This is a genomic window from Streptomyces ipomoeae 91-03 (assembly GCF_000317595.1).
In the GTDB taxonomy this organism is placed as follows: Bacteria; Actinomycetota; Actinomycetes; order Streptomycetales; family Streptomycetaceae; genus Streptomyces; species Streptomyces ipomoeae.
In genome coordinates, this window is the sequence record NZ_AEJC01000617.1 from 1 (window position 1) to 25,273 (window position 25,273).

At 68.6% G+C, this 25,273-nt stretch carries 22 protein-coding genes and 2 pseudogenes; 6 read left to right on the forward strand and 18 right to left on the reverse strand.

Features of this window, described 5'->3' with window-relative positions; all coding sequences use genetic code 11:
- From STRIP9103_RS39685 to STRIP9103_RS52450, 3 genes are all read right to left on the reverse strand, one after another.
- Positions 1-450, reverse strand: a 450-nt coding sequence (locus STRIP9103_RS39685) for a DsbA family protein (protein WP_048821838.1), incomplete at its 3' end; no start/stop codon positions are given.
- Positions 451-458: 8 nt separating this feature from the next.
- Positions 459-794 (reverse strand): pirin-like C-terminal cupin domain-containing protein, encoded by a 336-nt coding sequence (locus STRIP9103_RS53655; RefSeq protein ID WP_408995620.1) that lies wholly within the window; start codon positions 792-794, stop codon positions 459-461.
- On the reverse strand, positions 791-1,564 hold the full coding sequence (locus tag STRIP9103_RS52450) for a DUF6193 family natural product biosynthesis protein (protein ID WP_009337581.1): 774 nt from the start codon (positions 1,562-1,564) through the stop codon (positions 791-793). Before STRIP9103_RS52450 ends, STRIP9103_RS53655 begins: the two co-directional genes overlap by 4 nt.
- A gap of 206 nt (positions 1,565-1,770) precedes the next feature.
- On the opposite strand from STRIP9103_RS52450, the pseudogene STRIP9103_RS52455 reads away from it, so the two are divergent.
- Positions 1,771-1,966 (forward strand): annotated as a pseudogene (locus STRIP9103_RS52455) (hypothetical protein).
- A 150-nt stretch (positions 1,967-2,116) separates the two neighbouring features.
- A complete protein-coding gene (locus STRIP9103_RS39695) occupies positions 2,117-2,836 on the forward strand; it encodes a DinB family protein (protein WP_009337598.1) in 720 nt (239 codons plus the stop codon).
- Positions 2,837-2,944: 108 nt separating this feature from the next.
- On the opposite strand, the gene STRIP9103_RS50370 is transcribed toward STRIP9103_RS39695, so the two are convergent.
- Entirely contained in the window at positions 2,945-3,112 is a 168-nt protein-coding gene (locus STRIP9103_RS50370) for a hypothetical protein (RefSeq protein WP_158696949.1), read from the reverse strand.
- A 557-nt stretch (positions 3,113-3,669) separates the two neighbouring features.
- Between STRIP9103_RS50370 and STRIP9103_RS39700 the strand changes: the two genes are divergently transcribed.
- Together STRIP9103_RS39700 and STRIP9103_RS39705 are read left to right on the forward strand one after the other, a co-directional pair.
- A complete protein-coding gene (locus STRIP9103_RS39700) occupies positions 3,670-4,752 on the forward strand; it encodes a class I SAM-dependent methyltransferase (RefSeq protein ID WP_009337564.1) in 1,083 nt (360 codons plus the stop codon).
- Positions 4,753-5,076: 324 nt separating this feature from the next.
- Positions 5,077-5,796, forward strand: coding sequence for a flavodoxin family protein (locus STRIP9103_RS39705; protein ID WP_048821840.1), 720 nt, complete (start codon positions 5,077-5,079; stop codon positions 5,794-5,796).
- Positions 5,797-5,883: 87 nt separating this feature from the next.
- Here STRIP9103_RS39705 and STRIP9103_RS39710 read toward each other — a convergent pair whose 3' ends face one another.
- The 6 genes from STRIP9103_RS39710 to STRIP9103_RS39735 form a co-directional block, all read right to left on the reverse strand.
- On the reverse strand, positions 5,884-7,251 hold the full coding sequence (locus STRIP9103_RS39710; RefSeq protein WP_009337576.1) for a PP2C family protein-serine/threonine phosphatase: 1,368 nt from the start codon (positions 7,249-7,251) through the stop codon (positions 5,884-5,886).
- 639 nt (positions 7,252-7,890) lie between these two features.
- Entirely contained in the window at positions 7,891-8,355 is a 465-nt protein-coding gene (locus STRIP9103_RS39715) for a pyridoxamine 5'-phosphate oxidase family protein (protein WP_009337570.1), read from the reverse strand.
- Between the two features lie 445 nt (positions 8,356-8,800).
- Positions 8,801-9,613, reverse strand: coding sequence for a site-specific integrase (locus STRIP9103_RS39720; protein ID WP_234022417.1), 813 nt, complete (start codon positions 9,611-9,613; stop codon positions 8,801-8,803).
- 113 nt (positions 9,614-9,726) lie between these two features.
- On the reverse strand, positions 9,727-10,932 hold the full coding sequence (locus STRIP9103_RS39725; protein WP_009337560.1) for an ISAs1 family transposase: 1,206 nt from the start codon (positions 10,930-10,932) through the stop codon (positions 9,727-9,729).
- A gap of 209 nt (positions 10,933-11,141) precedes the next feature.
- Entirely contained in the window at positions 11,142-11,909 is a 768-nt protein-coding gene (locus tag STRIP9103_RS39730; RefSeq protein ID WP_309474733.1) for a thioesterase II family protein, read from the reverse strand.
- A gap of 23 nt (positions 11,910-11,932) precedes the next feature.
- Positions 11,933-13,015 carry a helix-turn-helix transcriptional regulator gene (locus tag STRIP9103_RS39735; protein WP_048821845.1) on the reverse strand — a complete coding sequence of 361 codons (1,083 nt, stop codon included), beginning with the start codon at positions 13,013-13,015 and terminating at the stop codon, positions 11,933-11,935.
- 691 nt (positions 13,016-13,706) lie between these two features.
- Between STRIP9103_RS39735 and STRIP9103_RS39740 the strand changes: the two genes are divergently transcribed.
- The gene (locus STRIP9103_RS39740) at positions 13,707-15,083 is read left to right on the forward strand and encodes an IS1380 family transposase (RefSeq protein ID WP_009337591.1); all 1,377 of its coding nucleotides are present in this window, start codon (positions 13,707-13,709) and stop codon (positions 15,081-15,083) included.
- 260 nt (positions 15,084-15,343) lie between these two features.
- Positions 15,344-16,071, forward strand: a pseudogene (locus STRIP9103_RS39745) (transposase family protein).
- Positions 16,072-16,423: 352 nt separating this feature from the next.
- On the opposite strand, the gene STRIP9103_RS39750 reads toward STRIP9103_RS39745, so the two are convergent.
- The 8 genes from STRIP9103_RS39750 to STRIP9103_RS39785 form a co-directional block, all read right to left on the reverse strand.
- The gene (locus STRIP9103_RS39750; RefSeq protein WP_009337562.1) at positions 16,424-17,803 is read right to left on the reverse strand and encodes an MFS transporter; all 1,380 of its coding nucleotides are present in this window, start codon (positions 17,801-17,803) and stop codon (positions 16,424-16,426) included.
- Positions 17,804-17,851: 48 nt separating this feature from the next.
- Positions 17,852-19,060, reverse strand: a complete 1,209-nt coding sequence (locus STRIP9103_RS39755; RefSeq protein ID WP_009337584.1) for a cytochrome P450 — start codon at positions 19,058-19,060, stop codon at positions 17,852-17,854.
- Positions 19,061-19,070: 10 nt separating this feature from the next.
- Positions 19,071-21,500: an aminotransferase class I/II-fold pyridoxal phosphate-dependent enzyme gene (locus STRIP9103_RS53270; protein WP_052315608.1), complete on the reverse strand. Its 2,430-nt coding sequence runs from the start codon at positions 21,498-21,500 to the stop codon at positions 19,071-19,073.
- A 32-nt stretch (positions 21,501-21,532) separates the two neighbouring features.
- Positions 21,533-22,552, reverse strand: coding sequence for a 4-hydroxyphenylpyruvate dioxygenase (gene hppD / locus STRIP9103_RS39765; RefSeq protein ID WP_009337595.1), 1,020 nt, complete (start codon positions 22,550-22,552; stop codon positions 21,533-21,535).
- A gap of 50 nt (positions 22,553-22,602) precedes the next feature.
- Positions 22,603-22,833: an MbtH family protein gene (locus STRIP9103_RS39770; protein ID WP_009337597.1), complete on the reverse strand. Its 231-nt coding sequence runs from the start codon at positions 22,831-22,833 to the stop codon at positions 22,603-22,605.
- A 34-nt stretch (positions 22,834-22,867) separates the two neighbouring features.
- The gene (locus STRIP9103_RS39775) at positions 22,868-23,677 is read right to left on the reverse strand and encodes a CoA-transferase subunit beta (protein ID WP_009337589.1); all 810 of its coding nucleotides are present in this window, start codon (positions 23,675-23,677) and stop codon (positions 22,868-22,870) included.
- The gene (locus STRIP9103_RS39780) at positions 23,674-24,498 is read right to left on the reverse strand and encodes a CoA transferase subunit A (protein ID WP_009337583.1); all 825 of its coding nucleotides are present in this window, start codon (positions 24,496-24,498) and stop codon (positions 23,674-23,676) included. Before STRIP9103_RS39780 ends, STRIP9103_RS39775 begins: the two co-directional genes overlap by 4 nt.
- Positions 24,499-24,542: 44 nt before the next feature.
- Positions 24,543-25,273, reverse strand: a 731-nt coding sequence (locus tag STRIP9103_RS39785) for a phosphopantetheine-binding protein (RefSeq protein WP_158696950.1), incomplete at its 5' end; no start/stop codon positions are given.

Consider the following 25,273-nt stretch of genomic DNA (forward strand, 5'->3'; position numbering starts at 1 on the left):
GGGCGCCTCGAAGGCGGCGACGACGGCCTCGGCGTCCAGCCCCGCGGCCTCGGCGACCGTCCGACAGGTGGCCGGGTCGGACAGGCTCTGCCCGTCGACGTAGAAGGCGTCCTGGAAGGCCGCCGCCAGCTCCGCCGCGCGGTCGGGGGCGGCCCGGCGCAGCGCGGCCGTGCCCCGGGCCGCGGCCTCGGAGTCCATGACGAACGACCCCTCGGCGACCAGCCGCTGATAGGCGTCCCCGAATCGGGCGCCGGTCAGCTCGCTGATCTTGTCGTTGGCATCCTGGATGTAGCCGAACGCGGCCATCGGCACCCGGCGTCCGCCGGTGAACAGACCGCCGGAGACGACCTCCACCTGCACTTCAGGGTGCCGGGCGGCGATCTCGCGCAGTGTCCCGGAGAAGCCGTGTGACCAGCCGCAGTAGGCGTCGAATACGTAGACGAGTCTCATTGCCGACCTCAGGAGGGATGGCGCCCGCCCGGTGCGGGCCGCTCACCCGAGACAACATTATCTGACTCCTCAGATATTTCCACGCACTCGTGTGTCTCAGCGCACCGGCGGTTCGTGACGCCAGGAGGTGTTGGGCGGGAGGTGACGCCGAGGCGGCCCGCCTGGTAGTCCTCGAAGGCCTGCTGGACCTCTTCGCGGGTGTTCATCACGAACGGGCCGTACTGGAAGTCCGGTTCGCGGATGGGGAGGCCGCCCGGCACGAAGAGCTCCAGCTTGGGAGCGAGGTGGGGCGATCCGGGGCCGGTCGGTGCTCGCGTCGTCCTGGTCGGCGCCGTTGATGTCACCGATAACCGGGGGCGGGGTGCGGCCAGCCTCCCTCGATGGCCGGGCCACTGCCCGGGGGAACGTTCGCGGCCACCAACGCTGCGGCCTCGCGAGCGCTGAGGCGGGAACCAATCACGCGTGACGGTATCTGCGGCGACCACCGTGACCAGTGGAGAACCACATTCCACAGACCGTCTCCGCTTGGCACTACACGCGGAACCTCCTCGTAGAACGGATCCTGGGTACTGCTGAGCAGGCTGAACTCACCGTGCGACGGCCAGGGGAAGAAGACGCGCAGGGTCGGCTGCGCATACAGGGCCTCGGCCACTTCGGCGTTGCCCAGCCTGATCACCGGCGAGCGCTCCAGAGTCAGCCGCCAAGCGGTCGACACCACCCTCCCAGGAGGCGCCGCATCCAGAGGATCCGCCGCCAGCAACGTCCACTCACGACGTAGTTGATCGATCGATGCCCCGCCACGCCAGGCGTGCAGGATGGCGTCCACCACCGCGAGGTCATCGGTACTGCCGAATGCACCCCACAGCCATCCGGAGTCCGTTGAGATCTCGATGCGGAACTCGCGTTCGTCGGCATTGGTGGCGTATACGGCGAACCGCGCCTCACCGCGTGTGCTGCATGCGGCAACCGCGGGATCGTACCCCTCGACGGGATCCATGGGACCGGCACCGTGCCCGCGGCGAGCCGCCTCGCCGGCCAGCGCTTCCCGCAGGCCGCCCGGCGCCGCCAGCTCCGGATAAAGGCCGGACAGCGCTTCCCTTGAACGTTCGTTCACGCACACACCTTATGCCGCGGGAACGAAGCCGGCCGTGAGTGCGGGAGCCCCGCACCAGCCCCTCACAGCCGACACTCGCGTATCACCACCGGCACCCGCCACCGCGACGGCTCCCGCGTGACCGTCCGCGTCGACTGCCCGACCTGCAAGGGCACCGGCCGCACCGCACCCGTCGCCGACCTGGCCCGCGCCGGGAGGTGACCGCCGTGGCCGACCTGACCCCGACGCCGGACCGCCCCGGCCTGCACGTCAGCAAGCCGTCCCCGTCCGCCCCGCCACCGCATCGGCCGTCTGCCACTGCGGCGCAAGCGCCACCGCCACCGGTGACGCCAGGTCAAGGCACTGGTCGACGGCTACACCGCCAACCACGGCCCCGCCCACGCGAGGGAGGGCAGGCGATGACCACCGCGTCACTGGGTCCTCGACCTGTTCTCTTGCTCCGGCGGGGCGGTTGGGGCACCGCGAGGAAATCAGTCGCGCCGAGTGAGGAGAGCCGTTAACTTCCGCCTGAGCGCAGTGAGGCGCGAGACGTGACCGTGGAGGGAACCAGGCATGGAGACCGAGGGCGCGCGGACAGACCGTTTGGGGTTACTGCTCGACCAGTTCGACAAGGCCAGGGAGATGGCCCGGGTACGGCTGACGGGGCTCAGTGACGAGGAGTACCTGTGGGAGCCGGTGCCCGGTTGCTGGTCGCTCCGGCGTCGGGGCGAGGCGACGACGCCCAGGGCGTTCGGGCCGGGCGAGTGGGTGCTCGACCTGGGCGCGGCGGACATCCCGGCCAGCGAGTACGACGAGATAGCCCGGCAGGCAGCCGCCGGCTGGACGGTCGCCAAGATCGCCGAGGATTGGAGCGTGAGCGTCGAGCGCGTCGAGCAGGTTCTCGCCCACACCGGCCCGCCGGAGCCCGATGAGACCGCCGTCACCACCATCGCGTGGCGCCTGAACCATATGCACTACGAGTTCGCGGGCGACTGGGAGTGGACCTTCGGACAGCGGCGGCAGGACCCGAAGCTCATGGTCGACTTCACCCCGTCCGCCGCGCCGGCGGTCGAACGGTTCTGGGCGACGGTCGACCGCTGGCGCGACGACGTCGGCACCCTGACCGAGGAGCAACTCGACACGGTCGGCCTGTCGCAGTACCCGTACGGCTCCCACCCCGAGGAACCGTACGTCTCCGTGCTGTGGGGCACCAGCCTCGAATTCATCCACCACATGGCCGAGATCGCGCTTCTCCGCGACCTGTGGCGGTCCCGCTTCACCACTGCCGGGTAGGTCCGAGCGCGTTGCGAGGGTGTGCCATGGCGTTTCTCGCTCCACGGGCAGGGAGTGGTTCGTAACCCGTGGTGCGGGCTTGCCGGTTGGGCCACCACCGCCCGGACGTCAGCCGGAGGCGGGCCGCTGCCTCGGCAGGAAGAGGGCCGGGGGCAGACCGACGGCCATGACGGCCGTCGCGATCGGGAAGGAGACGCGGAGGCCGTGCATCGTCGGGGTCTCGACGCCGCCCACGGTGTTCGCCGCGGTCGCCGGAGGTGGTCGGCGCCACGGCACGCCCGGGCGCGGAGCGCCGCCTGGCCGGACGGCCGACTGCCCTGACCGCCCCGCCGACCGCCGGGCCGACGCCGCTGGAGGACCAGCGAGTACGACCGTGGTCTTTCCGCGTGGAGACCTACGGGACCACAGCGTCCTGGCCGTCCAACTCGCCGCACAGGACCTGTGGCAGACCTGCCGCCGCTCCACCGCCGCCCAGAACGACAACGCCACACTGAAACCACATGCGGGACGGTGTCTACGCCGGCGTCGTCCGCCCGGCCCTGTCTCCGCCTCCGCCTCCGCCTCCGCACGACGTGATGCGCCTGCGCGGCCGCATCGAGACTGTCGACAGCAACCGCACCAGCGCGGTCGGCGTAGGCGAAGGGCAGGCCCTGGGGGCCTCGATCGGGCCAGGAGCTCTTGCGTGGCGCCCGCCTTGCTCCGGGGCGTCGGCGCAGGGCTGTCCGCCTCGACCGCTGCCATGCTCATAAGAGTCGTGGCCGTATATCGGGAATATCCCGACAATGGTGAGGCGGGCATCCTCGGTGCTCGCGGCAAGGCGTGAAGGAGCGGGAATGTCGAGTCTCGAAGCGCGGCGGGCGCTGCCGGACCCTGTCAAGAAGGAGGCGTTCGCCGCCGAAGTGCTGGACGTGCTCAACAAGGCGGCGCTGGCCCTGCTCGTCGGCGTGGGTCACCAGTGCGGTCTCTTCGACACCATGGCCGGTCTTCCGCCGTCGTCCAGTGTCGACATCGCCCGGGCGGCGGACCTCGACGAGCGATATGTGCGGGAGTGGCTGGGCGGCATGGTCGTCGGGGGCTTCGTCGAGTACGAGCCGGACGGGGGGACCTACTTCCTGCCGCCGGAGCACGCCGCGTCGCTCACCACGGCGGCGGGGCCGGAGAACCTGGCCGGCATGATGCCGTACATCGGGCTCATGGGTGAGGTCGAGCAGCAGGTCGTGCGCTGCTTCCGGGACGGCGGGGGTGTGCCGTACTCGGCCTATCCGCGGTTCCAGGCACTGCAGGCCGAGGAGTCCGCCCGGGTCTACGACATGGCGCTGGTGGACGTGATCCTGCCAGTGGTACCGGGACTCACCGAGCGCCTGCGGAGCGGCATCGACGTCCTCGACGTGGGGACGGGGCAGGGCCACGCGCCCCTGGTGCTGGCGAAGGCGTTCCCCAACAGCCGCTTTCACGGGCTGGACCAGTCGGAGGACGGCATCGAGGCCGCACGTGTGGAGGCCGCCCGCGCCGGTCTCGGCAACGTCCGCTACTCGGCGGCGGACTCGACGGAGATCAGCGGAACGTACGACCTGATCACCGCCTTCGACGTGATCCACGACCTGGCGAGGCCCGCCGAGACCCTCACGGCGATCGCCTGTGCGCTGCGCGACGACGGCACGTTCCTCATGGGCGACATCGGCGCCTCCAGCAGGCTGGAGGAGAACATCGGACACCCCTTCGGGCCCGCGCTCTACGGCTTCTCCGTCTTCTACTGCATGACGACCTCCCTCAGTACCGGCGGAGCCGGGCTGGGCACGGTATGGGGTCAGCAGACGGCCGTGCGGATGCTCGAAGAGGCGGGGTTCGGGAACATCGACGTCAAGTCCGTGGAGGGCGACCCGGTCAACGTCTACTACGTCGCGACCAGGCGTTGACGGCCGGGCAGGACCCACGTGGGCGGCAGGGCCTCGGCGACGCCCACGGTCATGCTCCCGGTGAGGGAACGCCACCTCGCCCCGACACGCGCTGCTCCGCGACCGCCGGATCCGCGTCCGGCCTTTCGCGGATACGGTCGCCGGTCCTTCGCCGTACGCCGTCGTCGTTCATCCCTGTGCTGCGAGTCGTGCCTCCAGCGCACCCGTGGGGCCGCACCAGGACCGCTACGGTGTCGGCCCGGTGACCCGCGCGTCACCGCCGCCGAAGAGGTCCCGGGCGAGTCGGACCGGGACAGGACAGGGGCCGTGCGAGACGCTGCCGACATGGATACGTCCCCTTCCTACCGCTTCGACGACCTCAGCGCCCTCTGCATCAACTGCACGCTCAAACCGTCCCCGCAGCTCAGCCACACCCAGGGACTCGTCGACAAGAGCCGGGCCGTCATGGACGCGCACGGGGTGACCACGGACGAGATCCGGGCCGTCGACCACGACCTCGCCCCCGGCGTCTATCCGGACATGACCGAACACGGCTTCTCCACCGACGAGTGGCCGGCGCTCTACGAGCGGGTGATGGCCGCAGACATCCTGGTCCTGGCCGGACCGATCTGGCTGGGCGACAACAGCTCGGTGACGAAGAAGGTCATCGAGCGGCTCTACAGCTGCTCGGGGATGCTCAACTCCGCCGGACAGTACGCCTACTACGGCCGGGTCGGCGGCTGCTTGATCACCGGCAACGAAGACGGCGTCAAGCACTGCGCGATGAACGTCCTCTACAGCCTCCAGCACCTCGGCTACACGATCCCGCCGCAGGCGGACGCGGGCTGGATCGGCCCGGCGGGACCGGGCCCCTCCTACCTGGACCCCGGCTCGGGCGGCCCGGAGAACGACTTCACCAACCACAACACCACCTTCATGACCTGGAACCTGATGCACCTCGCGGCCCTGCTCAAACGCTCCGGCGGCATCCCGGCCCACGGCAACCAGCGCTCCCAGTGGGACGCCGGCTGCCGCTTCGACGCCCCCAACCCGGAGCACCGCTGAAGCGGACACCGCAGACGCGGACGCCGACGGCATACCGAACGTCCACCAGGCCGTCGAAGCCGCCGACCTGTACGACGAACATTCCGGCTAGCGGTGACGGCCGCCGGGGCCGGTGGGCGGTGTGCGCAGGGCCAGGAGGGCGAGGTCGTCGTGGCCGTCGCTGGGATGCCGGGCGGCCAGAAGGCGGCACAGCTGGTCGAGGGGCAGCCCGGCATGGGCGGTGGCGAGAGCGGCGAACACGTCCAGTCCGGCATCCAGGGGACGTTCGGGGTGTTCGACGAGGCCATCGGTGAACAGCAGCACCGTATCCCCGGGGGCCAGGGGACAGGTGTGGTCGGGACGTGGCAGTGACGTGTCCACACCCAGCGGCACGCCCGGCTCGGCGTACAGGTAGCGGGCCGTGCCGTCGGCGGTGACGACCAGGGGCGGCAGGTGACCGGCCGTCGACCAGAGCAGCCGCCAGCGGTCGCGGTCGGGTTCGAGGCGGGCCAGGCAGGCGGTGGTGACCGGGGAATCAGTGATGGCGTGCAGGGTGGCATCGAGCCGGTCCAGGACCAGGCTGGGCGGGGTACGCCGGTCGTAGAGCAGTGCGCGGAGCATGTTGCGCGTCTGAGCCATGGCGGCTGCCGCGGTCAGGTCGTGGCCCACGACGTCACCGATGATCGCCGCGCAGGCCCCGTCCGGCAGCAGCAACGCATCGTACCAGTCGCCGCCCAGGTGGTGCCCTGGGGCGGTGGCCGGCTTGTAGACCGCTGCCGCGTCGAATGGGGCGAGGTCGGGTAGGCGGGGCAGCAGCAGACGCTGGAAGTGCTCGGCACCGGAACGCACCTGCTGATAGAGGCGGGCGTTCTCGACGGTGATGCCGGCGGCTCCGGCCAGCGCCAGCACCACTGCCTCGTCCTGGTCGTCGAAGGGTTTGCCGTCCTGCCGCTCGGCCAGGTAGAGGTCGCCGTAGACGTGCCCGCGCACGCTGATCGCCACGCCGAGCAGGGTTCGCATCGGCGGATGTCCCTTCGGGAAGCCGGCGGCGTCCGGGTGGTGCGGCACATCGTCCACGCGCAGCGGCTGCGGGTGTGCGATCAGGCGCCCGAGCAGGCCGCGGCCCTGCGGGAGTTCCACGTCTGCCAGGGCCTGACGTTCCCGGTCGTTCAGGCCGAGCGGGATGAACTCCTCGACGCGCGTGCCCTCCTCGTTCAGCACCCCCAGGGCGCCGTAACGCGCGTCCACCAGGTCCATCGCGGCGCGCACGATCTGCCGCAGGACCGCCGGCAGCTCCAGTTTCCGGCTGATGGCCATGACGGCGTCCAGCAGCGCCTGCATGCGCTCCTGCGCCTGGGACAGCTGCCGAACCTGCTCGGTGACGCCGTCGGGGGCCGTCTCCCAGGACGGCCCGGCTGTCTCGCGCGGGCGGTGGCGCTGTAGTTCCCTGTCCTCGTTGTCCTCGTTCACCGGCACCTCACCCCACCTTCGGACGCCGCCGCGCGGGCACCGGCGACCGGAAGTCGGCCATACCGCACACCCTAGAACACCCCGGGCCCACCATCCCGCCGTCGCTCACCGACGTCCGGCAGCGCTTTCGCAGGTGCGGTGCGGGCCGGTCGGTCCAGGTCCGGTCGAGCAGCCTGTACGCGGTGCGGCGCGGTGTGGTGTGGCGCGGTGTGGTACGGCCGGGCCTTCGGGGCTGTATCCCAGGCGGATCAGCATCTGGGGGTGCCCGATGAGGTCGACACGGAGGTTGAACACGGACGCGGTACTGGCCGATGGGGCTGCGACCGTGACGCGAGAAGACCTTGTGACCGTGGTCCACCAGAGTCTTGTCGGTGTGGACGGAGCCATCATGGTCTGTCCGGCGGACCTTCACCAAGGCCCGGTAGCTGCTCGCACCGGCCCGCGGGATGTCCGCCAGGAGTACGGCCCACCACGATGCGGCGAGCATCGCGATCGGGCGACGCGCCCTCGGGCATCCGATCCGGCCGGGGCTGCCTCCCAGGCCCTTGAGGCACCGGGGGAGGACGGCACCGCCCCCGCGTTCCCGGACCACGCACCAGATGCGTGCCGCCCGGGCGCGGAGCGAAAGCGGGCGACCAGCACGGTTCAGGTGCTGATGGGCTGGTCGGCGACGGTGAGCCGGATTCCGGTGACCAGGTCGGGATGGATGCGGACCGCGTAGTCCATGGTCTGTTTCACCCAGGGGTGGAGCAGCGCCTGGTAGCGGGCGAGTTCGTCCGGGTCGGTGATCAGGCGGGCGTAGCCGGTGACGACCACGCTCCAGCCGAGGTGGGCGTCCGGGTCGATGGCGTCGGCCTCGTAGGCGACGACGACGCCTGGACCGTTCGCATGGCGGGCGTGCGAGGTCAGGGCCGATCCCTCGTGGGTGCGGATGATGATGTCGCCGTCGTCGAGGATGTGGTTGACCGGTCTGGCCGTCGGGAGCGCGTGCTGGGTGAAGACGATCCTTCCCAGGGAGACGCTGCCCAGCAGCCGAAGGGCTTCGGCGCTGTCGAGTTCCACACTGTGCCGTGGTCCGGCGGTGGAGGGCGGGGCGTTGTTGACGGTCATGGCGGGTTTCCGTACGGGTTCGTCGCTCACTGCGCGGATGCTCGGGTAGGAGTGCCGTTGCCGCGACGGCGCTGGTCGCCGCGGTGTCGGTGGCCGCGGGGCCGGTACCGCATCTGCGTGTCCCTTCGAAGATCGGTGGCCTGGAGCCCGCCGCGGTCTCGGGGCCGAGTCCGGTGGGCGGCGGGCCGCTGGCGGGAATGGATCAGACCATTTGAATGCCGGAGGTGAGGGGCGCGGTAGGGCCGAACGGCCCCACCGGGCCTCGATCGGCCTACGCGCCTGGAGCGTCCTTCTGGCCGTCATAGGCCGTCTGTCCGGAGCACCGCCTTTGGCCCTGGTCAGAGCGTTGATCCGCTCTGAGTGAACCCATGGGTCGAATCGGGGTCAAACTGGGTGGGCGGGTCGTTCCACGGACCAGCTCACCCTCGCACCGCGGTGGTTAGCCTCAAGTTGCTTCTGAGTCTTGCACAGGAGGGGCTGTCGGGGTCAAGCCCGGATCGGCGCCGCCGAAGCGGGGGCTTCCTGGATCGGGCCCCCTCCTTGAGACGAACAGGCCCCCGAAGGTATTCACCGTGACGCCCTGCACCGCGACCGGCGGGTGCGCGTAGGTGTCCCACGTCTCGTTGAACTTGGCGTGCCGGGCGAGGGCCTGGACGGTCTTCGGATCGAACTGTCCGGACGCTCCCAACCAGGTCGTGTAGAAGTGCCGGAGGTCATGGAAACGAGTTCCCTCGGGCAGTCCCGCCCGCGCCACCGCCGCACGCCACTTCTCGTTGAAGCTCCGCTGCAGCGGTCGGCCGTAGCGGTTGGTCACGATCAGCCCTTCGTCCGGCGGCGCGACGTAGCCTCGGGCCCGGCGCTGCCGCTCCCCTTCGCGGGACACAGGCGCCACTTGAGGAAAGTCGGCGGTGTGCTCGGTCAGCCGATCGATCAAGAAGCGGTCGACAGGCAACGTCGCATAGCTGGCCTTGGTCTTGAGCTTCGCAGCCCGCCCGTGCTGCCGCTGCTCCCGGATGTAGAGCAGCCCCGCCTCCCAGTCCACGGCGGACCGCTTCAGTCCGAAGACCTCACCTTTGCGAAGTCCCGCGCAAGCGCCGAGCCACACTGTCACCTCCAGTCGCGGTTCGATCTCGCGCATCGCATCGGCCAGTGAAACGATCTGCTCGGGCGAGAGAGCAATTTTGTTCTGGTCCTCGATCTCGGGAAGCCCGATCCGGGCGACGACATTGGCCGGGAGGGGGACATCCGCGTCGATCATGTAGTTCACGAGGATCCTCCAGGTCTTGAAGATCTGGCAAACCGTGACCGCTGAGATGCCAGGCTTCCCCATGAGGTCAGGGTCATTGCGTGATCGAGATCTGTCTGGGTTCGTCACGTGAGGCCGAGGGCTCGTAGGGGCCGGTGGTAGTCGCGGCCGGTGTGGCGGAGGGCGGCGGCGATGTTGGTCTGGCCGTCCTGGCGGAAGACGCTGATGGCGAGGTTGCGCAGGGAGACCATGGCGCGGGGCAGGGTGCCGGTGCGGACCTGGGAGTCGTCCTCGCGGAACGTGCGGTCCCGCACGTGGTGCAGGAGGTTCTCGATACCCCAGTGGCCTCTGATCCAGGTGGCGAGTTCGGTGCAGGTGGCGTCGAAGACACTCAGGCTGGTGATCAGGTAGACGCGCTCGATGGTCAGCTTCCCGGTGCTCAAGTCGCGTCGCCGCCGTACGACTTGGATCGCCTGGCGGGCGCCGGGGTAGTCGAGGTGGCTGAACGCGGCGGCCTTGAGCCGGCGTATCTCGTCGCGGTGGTGGGCGTGGTCGCGAGTGCGGTGTCCGAGCGGGATGTCCCGCCAGGGCAGTGTCCTGACCTGGGCGTACAGGCCCGGATGGTTCTTCTTCACGACGGCCACGTAGTGCGCGCCGCGACTGGTCAGATAGGCCCCGTGGTCGTGCTGGGTGTGCAGGGCGTCGGCAGTCACCACCGTTTTCTCCAGCTCGAGACCGTCCAGCAAGAGAGCGAAGGAGGGGATCTCGTTGCTCTTGGAAGCGACCTGTCGCTGGGCCAGGACCACGCCGTGGTGGTCAATCGCCGCCAGCAGTTGAATCGCCGTGGCCGTTACGGTTCGCGATCCGCGGACCACCTTGCCATCGACCGCGATCACCCGTCGCACCGGCCCGTTCTCTGTCTCCGGCTTGATCGGGGGCGGCGTTCTGGCCTGCAGATACGCGCTGATTGCCGCGTCCAGCGCATCACCGTCCACACGCTGCAGCAGGCGCCGCACGGTTGCGGCGTGCGGCACCGGCCGCAGACCGGTGAGTGGATCGGCAGCGAAGCCGAGGACGCCCAGCACATGCTGCGGGGCATCGGTGATCCACTCGCTGATCGCGATGAGCGAGCGAGCTCCGGTCAGCACCGCCGAGACAGCTGCGCACAGCAGCTCGAGGGCCGGATACCGCAGTCCTCGCGCATCGCGGGGATCGGCGACCAGGATCAGGAAACGCCGCAGGTCAGCAACATCGCTTGAGGTGAGGGGACCGGTTGGGGAACCCGGTTGCCCCAGTACGGAAGGGATGGGCAATGATGTTCGCGCAGGCACGGTCTCGCTCGGTTCTCATGGGTCTCGACAACCACATGATCACCAGCACCGTGCCTGCTCTGCTCTCCTGGCCCCCTTGCCGCACAACGGACATGACGCCACGTCACTCATGAGACCGGCGAACCGGACCAATCTCAATCATGCAATGCCCCTGGTTCGCTGACTGAGGCGCTGGCTGTGGTCCCCGAAAACCGGCGCCGCCATCGGAGTCAGCGATCAGCGGGCTGAATTCTCGCCAAAACAGCCTCGGCGACTGCCGATACCTGATCACCGATGTAGAAGTGACCTCCGGGGAAACTCGTCAGTTCGAAATCCCCAGCAGTCTGGTCCCGCCACGCCTCCAGGTCATCACGTGTCAAATCTTTGTCCTGGTCACCGAAGAAAGTAAAAATGGGGCAGGTGAGCGCGGAACCAGGCTTATAGGAATATGTCTCGCTGGCCGTGAAGTCGCTACGGATAGCCGGGAGGAAAAGGCTCAGTACGTTGTCGTCAGCAAGAACCTCGAAGTCCGTCCCGTTCAATCTCCTGACTTCCTTTAGTAATTCGATGTCGCTCAGGAGGTGGAATCGCTCCGCACGCGGCCGCGAAGGGGCACGCCGCGAGGAGACAAAAAGAGCGGAGGGAGCATCACCTTGGGTTTCGAGGCGCCTGGCGATCTCGAATGCGAGCGCCGCACCCATACTGTGCCCAAACAACACCAGACGGTTTCCTCTCAACAAGTCAAGGGCATCAACAATTTGATCAGCCAACGCCTCCAGACTGTTCACTGCGCTCTCGTTGATACGATCTCCGTGCCCAGGGTACTGCACGGCACAGACCTCTACAGAGGGCGATAGAGCTGCGGACAGCGAATAAAAGTAACTGGCCGATCCGCCCGCATGGGGAAGGCAGAGGACATGTGTACGCACTTCCGGTGCTGGATGGAACCGCCGTATCCATGCATCACGCCCCGGCTTGACAGATGACATCCCACTCATCTCCTTTTCGTCGACAATTTCCCTCAGCGGGCGCTGACGTCGCCCCAGACCCGGACGAGCTCTATGCGCGAAGTGACGCCTATCTTGAGAAATACCTTCCGCAGGTGGAAGGCCACGGTATGGCGAGAGAGGGAAAGCTGCAAGGCGACCTGGCTATTGGTGAGCCCTTGAGCCACCAGTTCGGCGACTGCGGTCTCGGACTTGGTCAGGTTCTTGACCTCGCTACTGGGGAGAGTGGGCCAACGAGAAGCGCGGCTCCTTACACCGAGATTCCAAAGACGGTTCTTGATACGCAGGACATCACGGAAGGCACCTACCGCAAGATAGGCGTCGCCACTCCGTTCCAGAATCGGGGCGATGTGGTCCACGGCCTGTCGCTGGCGGTGCAGCAGTACAGCGATGTCCTCCAGGGCGGACGCCCGCGCCCACGGGTCCTTGTGCGTTTCGACAGCGCGCCACAAGTCGTCCGGGTTCTGGGAATCCAGTCCCTTCGCATGCGAGGCCGCCGCGGCCAGCGAACGGATCCACGGGTTGTCCATGGCGAGCCGCCGCGCCACCTCCATCCCCTGCCGAGCCAGCGCCTTCTGGTCGGTTTTCAGCGCCAACCGCACAAGCCATGCCGTGGATTCGGGCTGAGAGACGAGAACTTGACGGCTGATCGGGCCGAAGTCGACGAGTTCCTCGATGAGCGGTGCCGCGGCCTCGGCACCGTATTTAGCTTCCCGTACTTGCATGGTCGCCCAGGCGATATGACCTACCCAGCCACAGGCGCGCCCCATGAGCGCGTCATCGGTGAGTTCCTTGACGTACGACGAGGTGGCCTTCAGATCACCACTGCGCAGACTGATCAAAGTGAGCAGGAAATGCGCCAAGGCTGACAATGAGTTGGGGTGCTTGATGCGTTCCAGCATGCCCCTGCTCAACACGACCGAGACTTCCGTTTCCCCGCTCGCGTAGGCGAGCAGAGACCGCGCTGCCGTAAATTTTACCAGGCTGCTCTCCTGATCATGCGGGTTGAGCAGGTCCTGGCGGTACAGAATTTCCCGCGCCCGATCCAACTCCCGAATGTGCGCGAAGCAGAGGGCAAGTACTATCTTGAAGTTCACTTCGCAGTCGCATGCGGGATTTCTTGACGCTTTCCAGATGGGGTTGGTCAACACATCGAAGCCTCGCTCAGGCCGCCCTTCCCTCCATTCGAAAGCGGCTTGCTCAATGCGTTGGTATAAGTCACAACCAGTACTGGTCGAACCGACGGAAAGACATCGGAAAGAAAGCGACGCGAGATCACTCGAAGGAATTAAAGGCATGCCGACTTCTCCTGAATTTTGAAGAGTGAAGAAACGGGCAGAGGTCATCGAAGCCGTGATGTCGCCCTCGGCTCTGTGCCGCCTGGACTGATCAGTGGGGTCACAGACCAAGCCCCGGCAGGAGGCGCTTTGTCGCGTGCACGCCAGATCGGCCAGGTGTATAGAGCGCGAGAGAACCTTCGATTACCTGGCCGTCGGCACAAGCGGGGTGATATCTCCGAGAGGAGACAAGAGAGTACACGGGGTCTCCGTTCGTGCAGGTGGGGAGTAACGGAGCCTTATCGGTAAATCCTGGAGGCTTGAAATTTCTAGCACACCTCCCTCCCAGGTGCCCATGACCCACATCACAGTACGCGGAAGCACACTTAGCCTCGCGCTTTCACGAGGCAGGGCATCCAGTGGGTAATCAGAAACGCGAAGAGTGCTCCTGACCTGCAACGATGGGACTTGTCTAGGGTCCAGGTCGTCACATGAAAAAAGCACTCTCCAGGTGAAGAAGAGTATCGGGTCCTACCCGCGTGTCCGCGTCGAGGGCGGTGGTCGCGGGGCGGTCTCCCAGGCCGGTGGTGTGCTGCTGGTGGAGACGGTCCGCAAGTCCGGTCTGGATCAGGCGATATCGGCGGCGCTGGCACCGTGGCGCAGGCCGCGGGCGGTGCATGATCCGGGCAAGGTCTTGCTGGATGTGGCGCTCGCGGTCGCGCTGGGCGGGGACTGCCTGGCGGACGTGGGCATGCTGCGGGCCGAGCCGGCGGTGTTCGGGCCGGTGGCCTCCGATCCGACGGTGTCCCGGCTGATCGACGCGCTGGCGGCGGGCGGGAAGCGTGCGCTGACCGCACTGCGGCAGGCCCGCGCTCACGTCCGTGAATACGTGTGGACGCTGGCTGGTGACGCGGCACCGGACGCGGCCGGGCAGGTGGTCGTGGACCTGGACGGAGTGCTGGTGATCGCGCATTCCGAGAAGCAGGATGCGGTCGCGACCTGGAAGAAGACCTTCGGCCACCACCCGCTGATGGGGTTCGTCGATCACGGCCGGGGCGGGTCCGGGGAGCCGGTGGCCGGGCTGCTGCGGCCCGGGAACGCGGGCAGCAACACCGCGGCCGACCACATCGAAGCCGCCCGGCTCGCCCTGACGCAGCTGCCGAAGAAGTACCGACGGGGACGGCAGACGCTGATCCGCACCGACTCTGGTGGGGGCACCCACGAGTTCGTCGACTGGCTGTCCGCCTGCGGCCGGTGGCTTTCGTACTCGGTCGGCATGACCATCACCGATGCCATCCATGCCGCCGTGCTGAAGGTCCCGGCATCGGCCTGGACGCCGGCCGTCGAGCCGGACGGCGAGGTCCGCGACGGCCCCTGGGTCGCCGAACTCGACGGCGACTGCCTGACCGGCTGGCCCAAAGGAATGCGGCTGATCGTCCGCAAGGAACGCCCGCACCCCGGCGCCCAATTGCGCTTCACCGACGCCGACGGCATGCGCCTCACGGCGTTCGCCACCAACACCAAGAACCTCCCCATCGCCGCGCTCGAACTGCGGCACCGCCAGCGTGCGAGGGCTGAGGACCGCATCCGCGCCGCCCGCGCCACCGGCCTGCGCAACCTCCCTCTGCACGACGCCGCACAGAACCAGGTCTGGCTGGAGATCGTCCAGATCGCCCTCGACCTGCTCGCCTGGATGCCCATGCTCGCTCTGGTCGGCCCCGCCCGGCTGCGGGAGCCCAAACGCCTGCGGCTGCGGCTGTTCTCCATCGCTGCCCAGTTGGTCTCCACCGGCCGCCGCCGCATCCTCCGGCTCGCGAAGCACTGGCCCTGGACCAACCTGATCACCGACGCCGTTACACGACTCGAAGCCCTCCCCAGCCCCGGCTGACCAGCACTTTCCCGTCCCTGCGAGCAGTACCACCCCACCGGAGCCGTGGAACCCGGCGCCCACCCGACGCGACTGCCGGGCCGATGTCATGCCCGAAACCCGCAGCACAGACAGAAACAGCCCGCCAGATGAACCGGCGAGCTGTCATGAAAGCCCGAGGTTAGCTTGACATTGAGCCCTTTCCAAGCTTCCGCGTCGGCTGGGCGGTTGGCCTGACAGACGGATGAAGCGCCTGGTAGATGGGTTTTTGACCAAGAGAACTGTCTCCACCAGAGGCTTCGCATGCTTGTCTACCGTCCGGCGTCGACGTGTCCAGCTCTGCCCTTCGCTTCCTCGCCGCCCGTCTGAGGGAACGCCGATGCGCTCTCGGCACCCGATGGCGGCGCCTGAGCGCGGGCCGACAGGCCCTGCTCACCTTCGCCCACCTCCGCAACGGCCAGCCCTACGCCCAGCTCGCGGCTGGGTTCGGAGTCGGCACCACCACCGTCTACCGGTACGTCACCGAGGCCGTCGAACTCCTGGCCGCCCTCGCCTCCACACTCGCCGAGGCCATGCGGGCCGCGTCGATGAAGGCGTATCTGTGGGCAAACACAAGAAGCACGGGATGAATGTGCAGGTCATAGCCGACCCGAAGGGCCGTCTGCTCTGGGCTTCACCAGCCCTGGCCGGCGCCGTTCATGACATCCGGGCCGTATGCGAGCACGGCATCATCGACGCGCTCGCCGAGGCCGGCATCAACTGCTGGGCGGACAAGGGCTACCAGGGCACAGGCGGGACGGTCCGCCTCCCTTACCGCGGCCGGTGGGACCGTCTTTCCGCCGGTCAGCAAGCCGTCAACCGGTCCCATGCAAAGGTCCGGGCACTGGTCGAACAAGCCATCGCCACCGTCAAGTCCCGGCGAATCCTACGCAAGCTCCGCTGCTCGATGATCCGGATCACAAGCCTCGTCCAAGCAGTCCTCACCCTCCACCTGACCAGCTCAGACTGAGGGTGGAAAAGGCTCAGTGTGTGGACCCGTCAGGAAGACGCAGAGCGTCAGTTGCAGCGCTCCGATGACTCCGTGCCCGATCCACAGCAGCACGACGGCCGTTACGCCGAGTGCCAGGGTCAGAGTGCCGAAGCCCAGCACCGGCGCCCAGTCTCCGGGCGGCGATCACCATGGCGACCAACAGTGCGGCCGCGACGTCCGCCACCAGTACGAGGAGCAGGAGACAACCTGCGGTGAGGGCACCGTCTCCGAGGCTGCTTGTCGGCACGTTCGGGCATGGCTCGACGATCACCCGGAATCCACCCTTGCGAACGGTCCGTAGCCGCTCCGTAACCCAGGTGTACTCCGCTCTTCATCGGCCTGTCCGGTCCCGGCGACCTCTCACAGGTACCCGGGTCGAGGAGGCGGCGTCCGTCAGGACCGGGAGCGCTGCGACCGTCCGGACGTGGGAGAGGAGCAGGGAGCAGCTGGCGAGGATGATCCCGGCGGCGCCGAGGACGAGGACCGGCAGGGTGCCGAGCCAGGTGCCGAGTGCGCCGCCGAGGAAGGCTCCGGCGGGTGCCACGCCCATGACCACCATGCGGATCGAGGCGTTCATCCGGCCCTGCAGCCGGTAGGGAGTCAGGGCGGCGCGCAGACTGCGCTGGTTGACGTTGTAGACGATCACTATCACGGAGTTGACGAAATACACGGTGACGATCATGAAGGGGGCGGACCAGGAGGGCACGAGGACCGCGGCGGGGATCAGCAGCGCGGCCAGACCTGCCAGGAGCAGTGAGCCGACGAGCGTGCGGCCCAGGCCGAGGCGGCGGCTGACCCGTCCGGCGATGAGCGCTCCGGTGAGTGCCCCGGCGCCGGACGCGGAGAAGACGAGGCCGATGGAGAAGGCCGACAGGTCCAGGGTCCGGGTGAGGAAGAGCAGAAGGACCGGCTCGATGACGAAGGTGAAGAAGTTGAAGATCATGGTGGCCAGGACGATCCTGCGGATGGTGGGGTGCCCGAAGACCGCCTGGACGCCCTCTCGTACCTCCTGGAGCATGCCCGGCCGCTGGTCGTGCACCTGCCGCTCCGGCTCCCGGTGCCGGATGCGGAAGGTGAACGCGGCGGACAGCAGGTACGCCGCCGAGTTGAACAGCAGCGTCAGCGGTGCTGAGACGAGTTGGAGCACCACTCCGCCCAGTGCGTTGCCGCCGATGTTGGAGGCGGAACTGCTCAGCTCCAGCTTGCTGTTGCCCTCGATCAGCTGGTCGCGGCCGACGAGCGAGGGCAGGTACGCAGTGCTGCCGATGTCCGAGACGACGGTGCAGAACCCGATGAGGAGCGCCAGGGTGAGGAGCAGGGGGACCGACAGGACGTCGAGGAACCAGGCCACCGGAATGGTCATGAGCAGACCGGCGCGGGCGATGTCGCTCAGGATCAGCAGGGGCAGCTTGGACCGGCGGTCGAGCCAGACGCCGGCGGCCAGGCTGGTGACCAAGTAGGGCAGGTACTCCATCGCCACGAGCGAGCCCATCTCCAGCGGTGTGGCGTGCAGCGTGCGGCTCGCGATGAGGGGCACGGCGATCGCGGTGATCTTGGCTCCGAAGAGTGACGCCGTCAGACCGAACCAGAGGTTGCGGAAGTCCGCGTTCCGCCACAGCCCTCGCTGGAGTACCGAGGCGCGCCGGGGCATCAGCTCACCTCGTGGCACGCCGCGTCCCCGCAGCGAACAGTGGCCGAGTGCATCCTTCACCGCGGACGTCTCCTCCCGCCGTCCTGCCCTTTCACTCCGCAAGGACGCTCACTCCGGGACACGGACCGACGCGCGCGGCTCCAACTGGACAGGCAGTGTACGGAATCCATTGACGACTATGGAGTCCAGGCGTTCAGCCGGCTCGTACGGGACGATCCGGTGCACCTGGCCGGTCAGCTCCTGGAGCACGGCCCGGATCTCCAACTTGGCGAGCTGGACGCCGACGCAGTGATGGGGCCCGCTGCCGAGCGAGAGATGGCGGTTCGGCGTCCTGGTCAGGTCGAACCTGTCCGGGTCGGTGAACTCGTCCGCGTCCCGGTTGGCCGAGGGCAGCCACAGCACCACACGGTCACCGCGGCGGATCCGCTGCCCGCCGATCACCGTGTCCTGGCGCGCGGTCCGTACCAGGTGCGTGGCGCTGGCCGTCCACCTCAGGATCTCGTCCACGGCTGTGGGAATCACCTGGGTGAAATCGTCCCGGAGCATGGCCCACTGGTCTGGGTGGCCGATCAGCGAGTGAATGCCGCCGGCCAGCGCGAGCCGGACGTTCTCGGTGCCGCCCACCAAGAGGTTGTCGCAGTTCAGAACCACCTCTTCCATCGGAAGGAGCCGACCCTCGAACTCGATTCCGGCCAGAACGCTCACCAGGTCGTTGCCCGGTTGTTCGCGGCGCTTCTTCGCGAGGGAACTGAAGTATTCGAGGATTTCCAGGTGCGCGATACTGCGCTCGACCGCGGTCGTCGCACAGAAAGCGTCCATCGACCAACCGGTGACCGCGGCCCGGTCGTTCGCGGGAATGTCGAAGAAAGTCCACACCACTTCCAGCGGAAGCCTCGCCGCGACCTCGGTGACGAAGTCGACACGGGACTTCGACACGGCGTCGGACACGATGCCGCGTGCGGCGGCCTCCATCGACTCCGTCAGCAACCGGAGATTGCGAGGCGCGAACCAGCCGGCGACCGCGGAACGCAGCGTGGCGTGCCGCGCATCGTCAGACAGCGCGAGGGTCTTGTCGCTGCCCGGATCGCCGCCCTGCGCCACGGGCCGGAGCAGGATCCCGGACGACGAGGTGAACGTATCCGCGTCGCGAAGAACCGCCTTGACGTCGGCGAACCGCGTCAGAGACCAGATCGTGCCGAACTCACCGGCGTCATGGTGGACGACGGGGGCGTTCTCGCGCATCCACTGCCAGACCTCAAAAGGGTTGCCGGCTCTGTAGGTCGCGCCTTCCACAAGTGAGCTGATGTCGTATTCCATGCGGTTGCCCTCAGGTTTCCGAAGCGGCTGGAACGGCGCGACACGACGTGACGAATCGCGCGAGACGGGCGATCCCTTCGACGATTTCCGGGGGCGAGAGGTAACTCACCGAAAGCCGCAGCGACTTCTCCCCGCCGCCGTCCGGATAGAAATAGGACATGGGTGTCCAGATGACTCCGAACTGCTCCGCGGAGCGGGCCAGTGCCGCTTCGTCGGCCGCGAAGGGCACCGTCACAGTCAGGAAGAACCCGCCCGAGGGCCTGTTCCAGCTGACGCCGAGCGCGGTCCGCTCCGGCAAGGGGAAGGCCGCTTCGAGCTGCTCCAGTACGGTCCGCATCGCGTCGCCGTAATGGGCCGCCGCCTCCACGCCGTGCTCCGTGGCACGGCCGCCGTCGGAGAGCAGCATGCCCGCGACGACGGCCTGCGTCACGGGTGACGTGTTCACCGTCACCATGCTCTTGAGCTTGGCGAGTTCGTCCGCCAGCAGCACGCGCGCACCCGTCGTCTCGTCCACGACAGTCTGGTCCGCGACAGCGAAGCCGACTCGCGCTCCTGGAAAGAGGGTTTTGGCCAGCGAGCCCAGGTGTACGACCCGCCGGTCGCGGTCGAGGGACTTGAGGGTCGGCAGCCGCTCGCCGGGACTCACCAGCCGGTAGGGGCTGTCCTCAAGGAGCAGGATGTCCTCGCGGGCCGCCAGTTCGAGCAGTTCCCGTCGCGTGGCGAGGGGCAGCGTCGCACCGGAAGGGTTGGCGTGGTCGGGGACCAGGTAGAAGGCGCGGGGCCGGCGCCCACGCGCCCGCTCCCGTCGGACGACCGCCCTCAGGTCGGCGCAGCTCAGTCCCTCAGGTCCCTCGGGGACCGCGGCCACCTCGGCGTCGAGCAGCCGTGCTGCGCCGGTGGCGCCGACGTAGCAGGGGCTGGAGACGAGCAGGACGTCTTGAGGGCTCGAGATGAGGGCGCGGATCGCCAGGAGTATCGCCTCCTGGCAGCCGACGGTCACGACGACGGACTCCGCCGGGACATCGATGTCCTCGTGTTCGCGCAGCCAGTCGGCGATCACCTCGCGGATCTGACCGGCCGTGGGACCGTACTGGAAGAGAGCGGAGCGCACCTGGTCGGGCGTGGCGCCGCCGGCCTCCAGGTGGTCGAGGTAGCGGCGTAGGTTCTTGAAGACGTCCTCAGTGTCGAAGAAGCCGTCGTAGGGACGGCCCGGAGCGAACGAGACCGCCGCGGGATAGCGGTCGGTGATCTCGTTGAGGAAGGTCATCGTGTCGAGCAGCGGGTCCCGCAGACTGCCGTGCAGATCCGCCTTCCGCAGGTCGTGATCGGAGTGCGGGAGCGGACCGGAGCCGGCGCGCGAGGTGCCGACGTCGGACATGTGCGGTGGCGTGGCAGGGGCCCGGGGGCCGAGCAGGGCCGCAGACACGTCGCCGGTCGAGGACGTGCCGGTGAGGATCATCGCGTCCGCCAGCTCACTCGCCAGGATGTCCAGCACATGCTGCGCACCGACCTCGCGCGCCACGGCCAGGCCGTGCAGGACGGGCCGTCCCACCAGCACCCCGTCGGCACCGGACGCCAGAGCCGCCAGGATGTCGGATCCGCGGCGCACGCCGCTGTCCAGCAGAACCGGGCAGGCACCCGCGACCGCCGCCGCGATCTCGGGCAGCACGTCCAGGGTGGCTGGCGCGCCGTCCAGCTGCCGTCCGCCGTGGTTGGACACCACGATGCCGGCCGCTCCCGCGGACAGCGCCAGCCGTGCGTCGGACGCGGTGAGAACGCCCTTGACCAGCACCGGCAGTGAGCTGACGCCGCGCAGCCACTCGACGATCGACCAGTCGAGAGCGGGGGCGAACTCGGCGCGCGCGTGGTCGCTGGGCGAGGAGAACTCGCCGTCGGGAAGGTTGACGGGCCCGATGTCCTTGGGGAGCCGGAAACGGTTGCGCAGGTCCCGGTGCCGGCTGCCTAGGATGGGGGCGTCGACGGTCAGGACCAGGGCCTCGAAGCCGGCGCTCTCGGCGCGTGCGACGAGGTCCCGTGTCAGGGAGCGGTCCCGGAAGCAGTACACCTGGAGCCACAGCGGGCCGCAGGCCGCTGCCTTGATGTCCTCGAAGGTGCGGCTCGCGAACGTGCTCACCACCAAGGGCACTCCGACGGCCCCGGCGGCCCGCGCGGTCGCGACCTCGCCGGCCGGGTGGGCCAGCCGGTGGTAGGCCATGGGGGCGACGGCGAGAGGGGTCCGCCAGGTACGGCCGAGGACCGTGGTCGAGAGGGAGGGCCGGTCCGTGCCGGACAGCGCCCGCGGGAACAGCCGTACCTGGTCGAAGGCCGCCCGGTTGGCGGCGAGGGTGCGTTCCTCGCCGGCGCCGCCCTCGATGAAGTCCCAGACACCCCTCGACAGCATCGTGCGGGCCTGTCCGGCGTAGTCGGTCAGGGTGAACATGTTCACGGCTGTGGCGTGATCGGCAGGTGCGGTCACGAGGCGGCGAGCCGGTCGCGCTCGACGGCCTCGTACAGGGCCCGGATGTTCGCGCTGCCGAACCCCCGCGATCCCTGACGCTGGATCAGCTCGAAGAAGAGGGTGTTGCGCTCGTACGGTGACTTGGTGAACAACTGCATCAGATGCCCCCACTCGTCGCTGTCGGCCAGCACCTGCGCGTCCCGTAGGCCCTCGATCCGGTCCGCCAAGCCAGGCAGCCGCGTGCTCAGCATGTCGTAGTAGCTGTCCGGCGTGCTCAGGAAGTCCACGCCCCCGTCCCGGAACCGGCGCACGGCGGAGACGATGTCGTCGACGAGGAACGCCAGATGCTGCACTCCGGGCCCCCCGTTGCGATCCAGGAAGGCTTCGAGCTGGCCGGACTCCTTGCCGGGGTCGGGTGCGACCAGGGTGAAGGTGACGTTCTCCGACGCGCTGCGCACCACGACGGAGTCCATGGCCTGCCCGCCGAGCGCCACGTACTCGGCCGAATAGCGCGTGAAGGCGAAGGCGTCCCGGTAGAAACCGGCGTACTCGCCGAGCCGGCCGCCCTCGACACAGACCGCGATGTGGTCCAGCAGCCGGATGGTCTCGGGCGGCTGCGGGACGGAGGCCGCGACGGGCACCCAGCGGCCGGTGGGTGGAGTCCGGCCAGGGTCGCCCTCGGCAGCGGGCAGGAGGGTGTGCCGTACGTCCCCGAACCCCGACACCACCGGTGCGCCGCAGGGGGAACCGAGGTCGGCCGCACCGGCCGCCACCGCGCGCTTGACGGCCGCTGGGGCGTCGTCACAGGTCAGGGCTATGTCCGCGACACCGTCCCCGTGCTTGTCCAGGAAGTCCCGCACCGCCGGTCCCGACGTCACGACGAGCCGCAGGTCGCCCTGCCGGAGCAGGGTGGAACGGCGGTCGTCGTCCTGGGACTCCGCGACCCGCGCGAATCCCAGGCCGGCGAAGTAGTCGATCGTGGACGCGCGGTCCTGTGTGTAGAGGTCGAGATACGCAATGCCGTGAACAGTCATGGGGACTCCGTACGTTGGGGGTGGCTGCGTTGGCCGACGGGCTGCGACCGCTACCGGTCGCCCTCGCCGGCCGCGCTCATGGCGCGTACGAGGCTCGCGGGACGCATGTCCGTCCACTCACACTCGATGTAGTCCAGGCATGCGGCGCGGGGAGCCGGGCCGTGCACGGTGGTCCAGCCCGCCGGGACGTCGGCGAAAAGGGGCCAGAGCGAGTGCTGGTTCTCGTCGTTGACCAGAACGAGGAACGTGCCGTCCTCGTCGTCGAAGGGGTTGTCGGTCACAGCGTTTTCCTTATCTTCCGGAGGGTGAGGTCTTTCAGGGCTTCGCGGCGCCGTCCCGTACCGGCTCGCCCGCGTTCTTCAGGGCGCGCAGCGCGGCGAGTTCCTCGCGAGTGGGCGGTTCGGTGACGCCCAGGGGATCGGCGACGCGGAGGTCCCAGCCCGTCGCGGCCCGTACCTGGTCGACCGTCACTCCGGGATGAACCTCGGTGAGGACGAGTTCCGCCGTGGCCGGATCCGGCCGCAGGACGCCCAGGTCGGTGATGACGGCGACCGGCCCGGGGCCGGGCAGCCCGAACCTTTCGCGGTCACCGGGTCCCAAGCCGTGGCCGAAGGTGGTCACGAAGTCCGCCTTCGCCACGAAGTTGCGTGTGGTGTGCCGTACCACGATCAGCACAGCGCCGCAGTGCGCGGCGATCTCGGGCGCGCCGCCGGCACCAGGGAGGCGTTTCTCGGGCAGCTCAGGACCGCGGTCCACGACGGTGCTGTTGATGTTGGCGAACCGGTCCACCTGGGCGGCGCCCAGGAAGCCGATGTCGATGCGGCGGCCCTGGATCCAGTAGTTGAACATCTCCGGCATCGGGATCACCAGGTCCGCGGTCTCTGCGAGTTCGCCGTCGGCGATGGAGAGCGGCAGCCGGCTGGGCTTAGAGCCGATGACGCCCGACTCGTAGATCACGACGAGATCCGGATGGTACGTCCGGCGCGCGAGGTTGGCCGCCGTGCTGGGGATCCCGACGCCCGCCAGACAGGTCCTGGCCCCGGCCAGCGCTCGGGCGGCGCAGATCTCCATCAGCTCGTCCCCGGTGACGGCAAGGGTCTGCTCAGCGGTGGATGTCCCGGTCATCGAACGGTGGCTCCCTCCGTGCGCAGGATGTTCTCCTCGACCCAGCTCCCGAAGACCTCGCGGTCTCGGGACACCTCGCTCCACGCCCGGTAGTAGTCGTTGTCACGGCTGCTGTACCCGGCGGCGTACGACGGGTGGGCGCCGCCGGGGACGACCGCGACGGCGTCGATGACCCAGGCGGGCAGGGTGACCGCGCCCGGAAGCGGAGTGAGGCGGTCGACCAGCTCTTCCACCGTGACCAGCACCCGGTCGGCCGCGAGGACGGCCTCCTTCTGCACCCCGAGCAGACCCCAGAGTTGGACGTTGCCTGCCCGGTCGGCCCGCTGGGCGTGGATGACGGTCACATCCGGGTTGAGGGCGGCGACCGCGGTCAGCTCCTCGCCGGTGAAGGGACAGACGACGGGGGCGACGGAGTCGGTGCGTCCGGCGATGTCGTTGCCCCGGTAACCGCGCAGAACGGCGAACGGCAGCCGTGAGGCGCCCGCGACATAGCGGTTGACCATGCCGGCGTGGCTGTGCTCGTCCAGTTCCAGCGGGCGGGGCCAGCCGTTCTCCACCGCGTCGCGGAACCGGTGCAGCGATCCCACACCGGGACTGCCGCCCCAGGAGAAGACGAGCTTCCGGGCCGCCCCCACGCCGATGAGCTGGTCGTAGAGGAGGTCCGGGGTCATGCGCACAAGCGTGAGGTCGGTGATGCCCTGGCGGATGATCTCGTGCGCCGCGCGGAAGGGGATCAGATGTGTGAAGCCCTCCAGGGCGACGGTGTCGCCGTCGTGGATCAGCTTCGCCACGGCTTCACTCAGATCGTGGATCTCAGACATGGTCCTCGCTCGGGAACGGTGTGGTCGAGGGAAAGCCGTCGTGCTCACGCCGGATCGAGCTGGCCCGTGTGCACACGGGCCAGGCCGGCGGGGGTGGGGGTGCGGAAGACGTCGCGGAGGGTGATGTGGGTGCCGAGCTGGGTCTGGGCACGGGCCGCGAGCCGGACGGCGAGGAGGGAGTCCCCGCCGAGCGAGAAGAGGTTGTCGTCGATCCCGACACCGGGCACGCCGAGGAGGTCGGCGAACAGGGCACACAGGGCTTCTTCGTGGGGGGTGCGGGCCGGGCGTGAGGTGGTCAGGGCGGTGAAGTCGGGGGCGGGCAGGGCCCGCCGGTCGAGTTTCCCGTTCGGGGTCAGGGGCAGCGCGTCCAGGACCACACACACGGCAGGGACCATGTACTCGGGCAGGCGGCGGGCGGCGAACTCCCGCACCTCCACCCCGTCCAGCACGGTCTCGGTGGTGTCGGTGGTGGGGGTGAGGTAGGCGGCCAGGCGGCGGGGGCCGCAGGGGTCTTCGTGGACGGTGACCGCGGCCTGCGCGACACCGGGATGCCGGGTCAGGACGGCTTCGATCTCGCCGGGTTCGATACGGAAACCGCGGATCTTGACCTGGTCGTCCGCACGCCCGAGGTAGTCCAGCCGCCCGTCCCGCCGCCGGCGCACAATGTCCCCCGTCCGGTACATGCGCTCACCCGGCTCGAACGGACAGGCCACGAAACGCTGCGCGGTCAGTCCCGCACGCCGGGCATACCCACGCGCGAGTCCCGCGCCGGCCA

Bases quoted from the DNA above. Each gene is read 5' to 3' on its own strand.
- STRIP9103_RS39755 (WP_009337584.1), bottom strand. From the start codon at position 19,060: ATGGAATACGACATCAGCTCACTTGTGGAAGGCGCGACCTACAGAGCC.
- STRIP9103_RS39720 (WP_234022417.1), bottom strand. From the start codon at position 9,613: ATGATCGACGCGGATGTCCCCCTCCCGGCCAATGTCGTCGCCCGGATC.
- STRIP9103_RS39780 (WP_009337583.1), bottom strand. From the start codon at position 24,498: ATGTCTGAGATCCACGATCTGAGTGAAGCCGTGGCGAAGCTGATCCAC.
- STRIP9103_RS39775 (WP_009337589.1), bottom strand. From the start codon at position 23,677: ATGACCGGGACATCCACCGCTGAGCAGACCCTTGCCGTCACCGGGGAC.
- STRIP9103_RS39715 (WP_009337570.1), bottom strand. From the start codon at position 8,355: ATGACCGTCAACAACGCCCCGCCCTCCACCGCCGGACCACGGCACAGT.
- STRIP9103_RS39730 (WP_309474733.1), bottom strand. From the start codon at position 11,909: ATGAGTGGGATGTCATCTGTCAAGCCGGGGCGTGATGCATGGATACGG.
- hppD (WP_009337595.1), bottom strand. From the start codon at position 22,552: ATGACTGTTCACGGCATTGCGTATCTCGACCTCTACACACAGGACCGC.
- STRIP9103_RS39695 (WP_009337598.1), top strand. From the start codon at position 2,117: ATGGAGACCGAGGGCGCGCGGACAGACCGTTTGGGGTTACTGCTCGAC.
- STRIP9103_RS39700 (WP_009337564.1), top strand. From the start codon at position 3,670: ATGTCGAGTCTCGAAGCGCGGCGGGCGCTGCCGGACCCTGTCAAGAAG.
- STRIP9103_RS39705 (WP_048821840.1), top strand. From the start codon at position 5,077: ATGGATACGTCCCCTTCCTACCGCTTCGACGACCTCAGCGCCCTCTGC.
- STRIP9103_RS53270 (WP_052315608.1), bottom strand. From the start codon at position 21,500: ATGTTCACCCTGACCGACTACGCCGGACAGGCCCGCACGATGCTGTCG.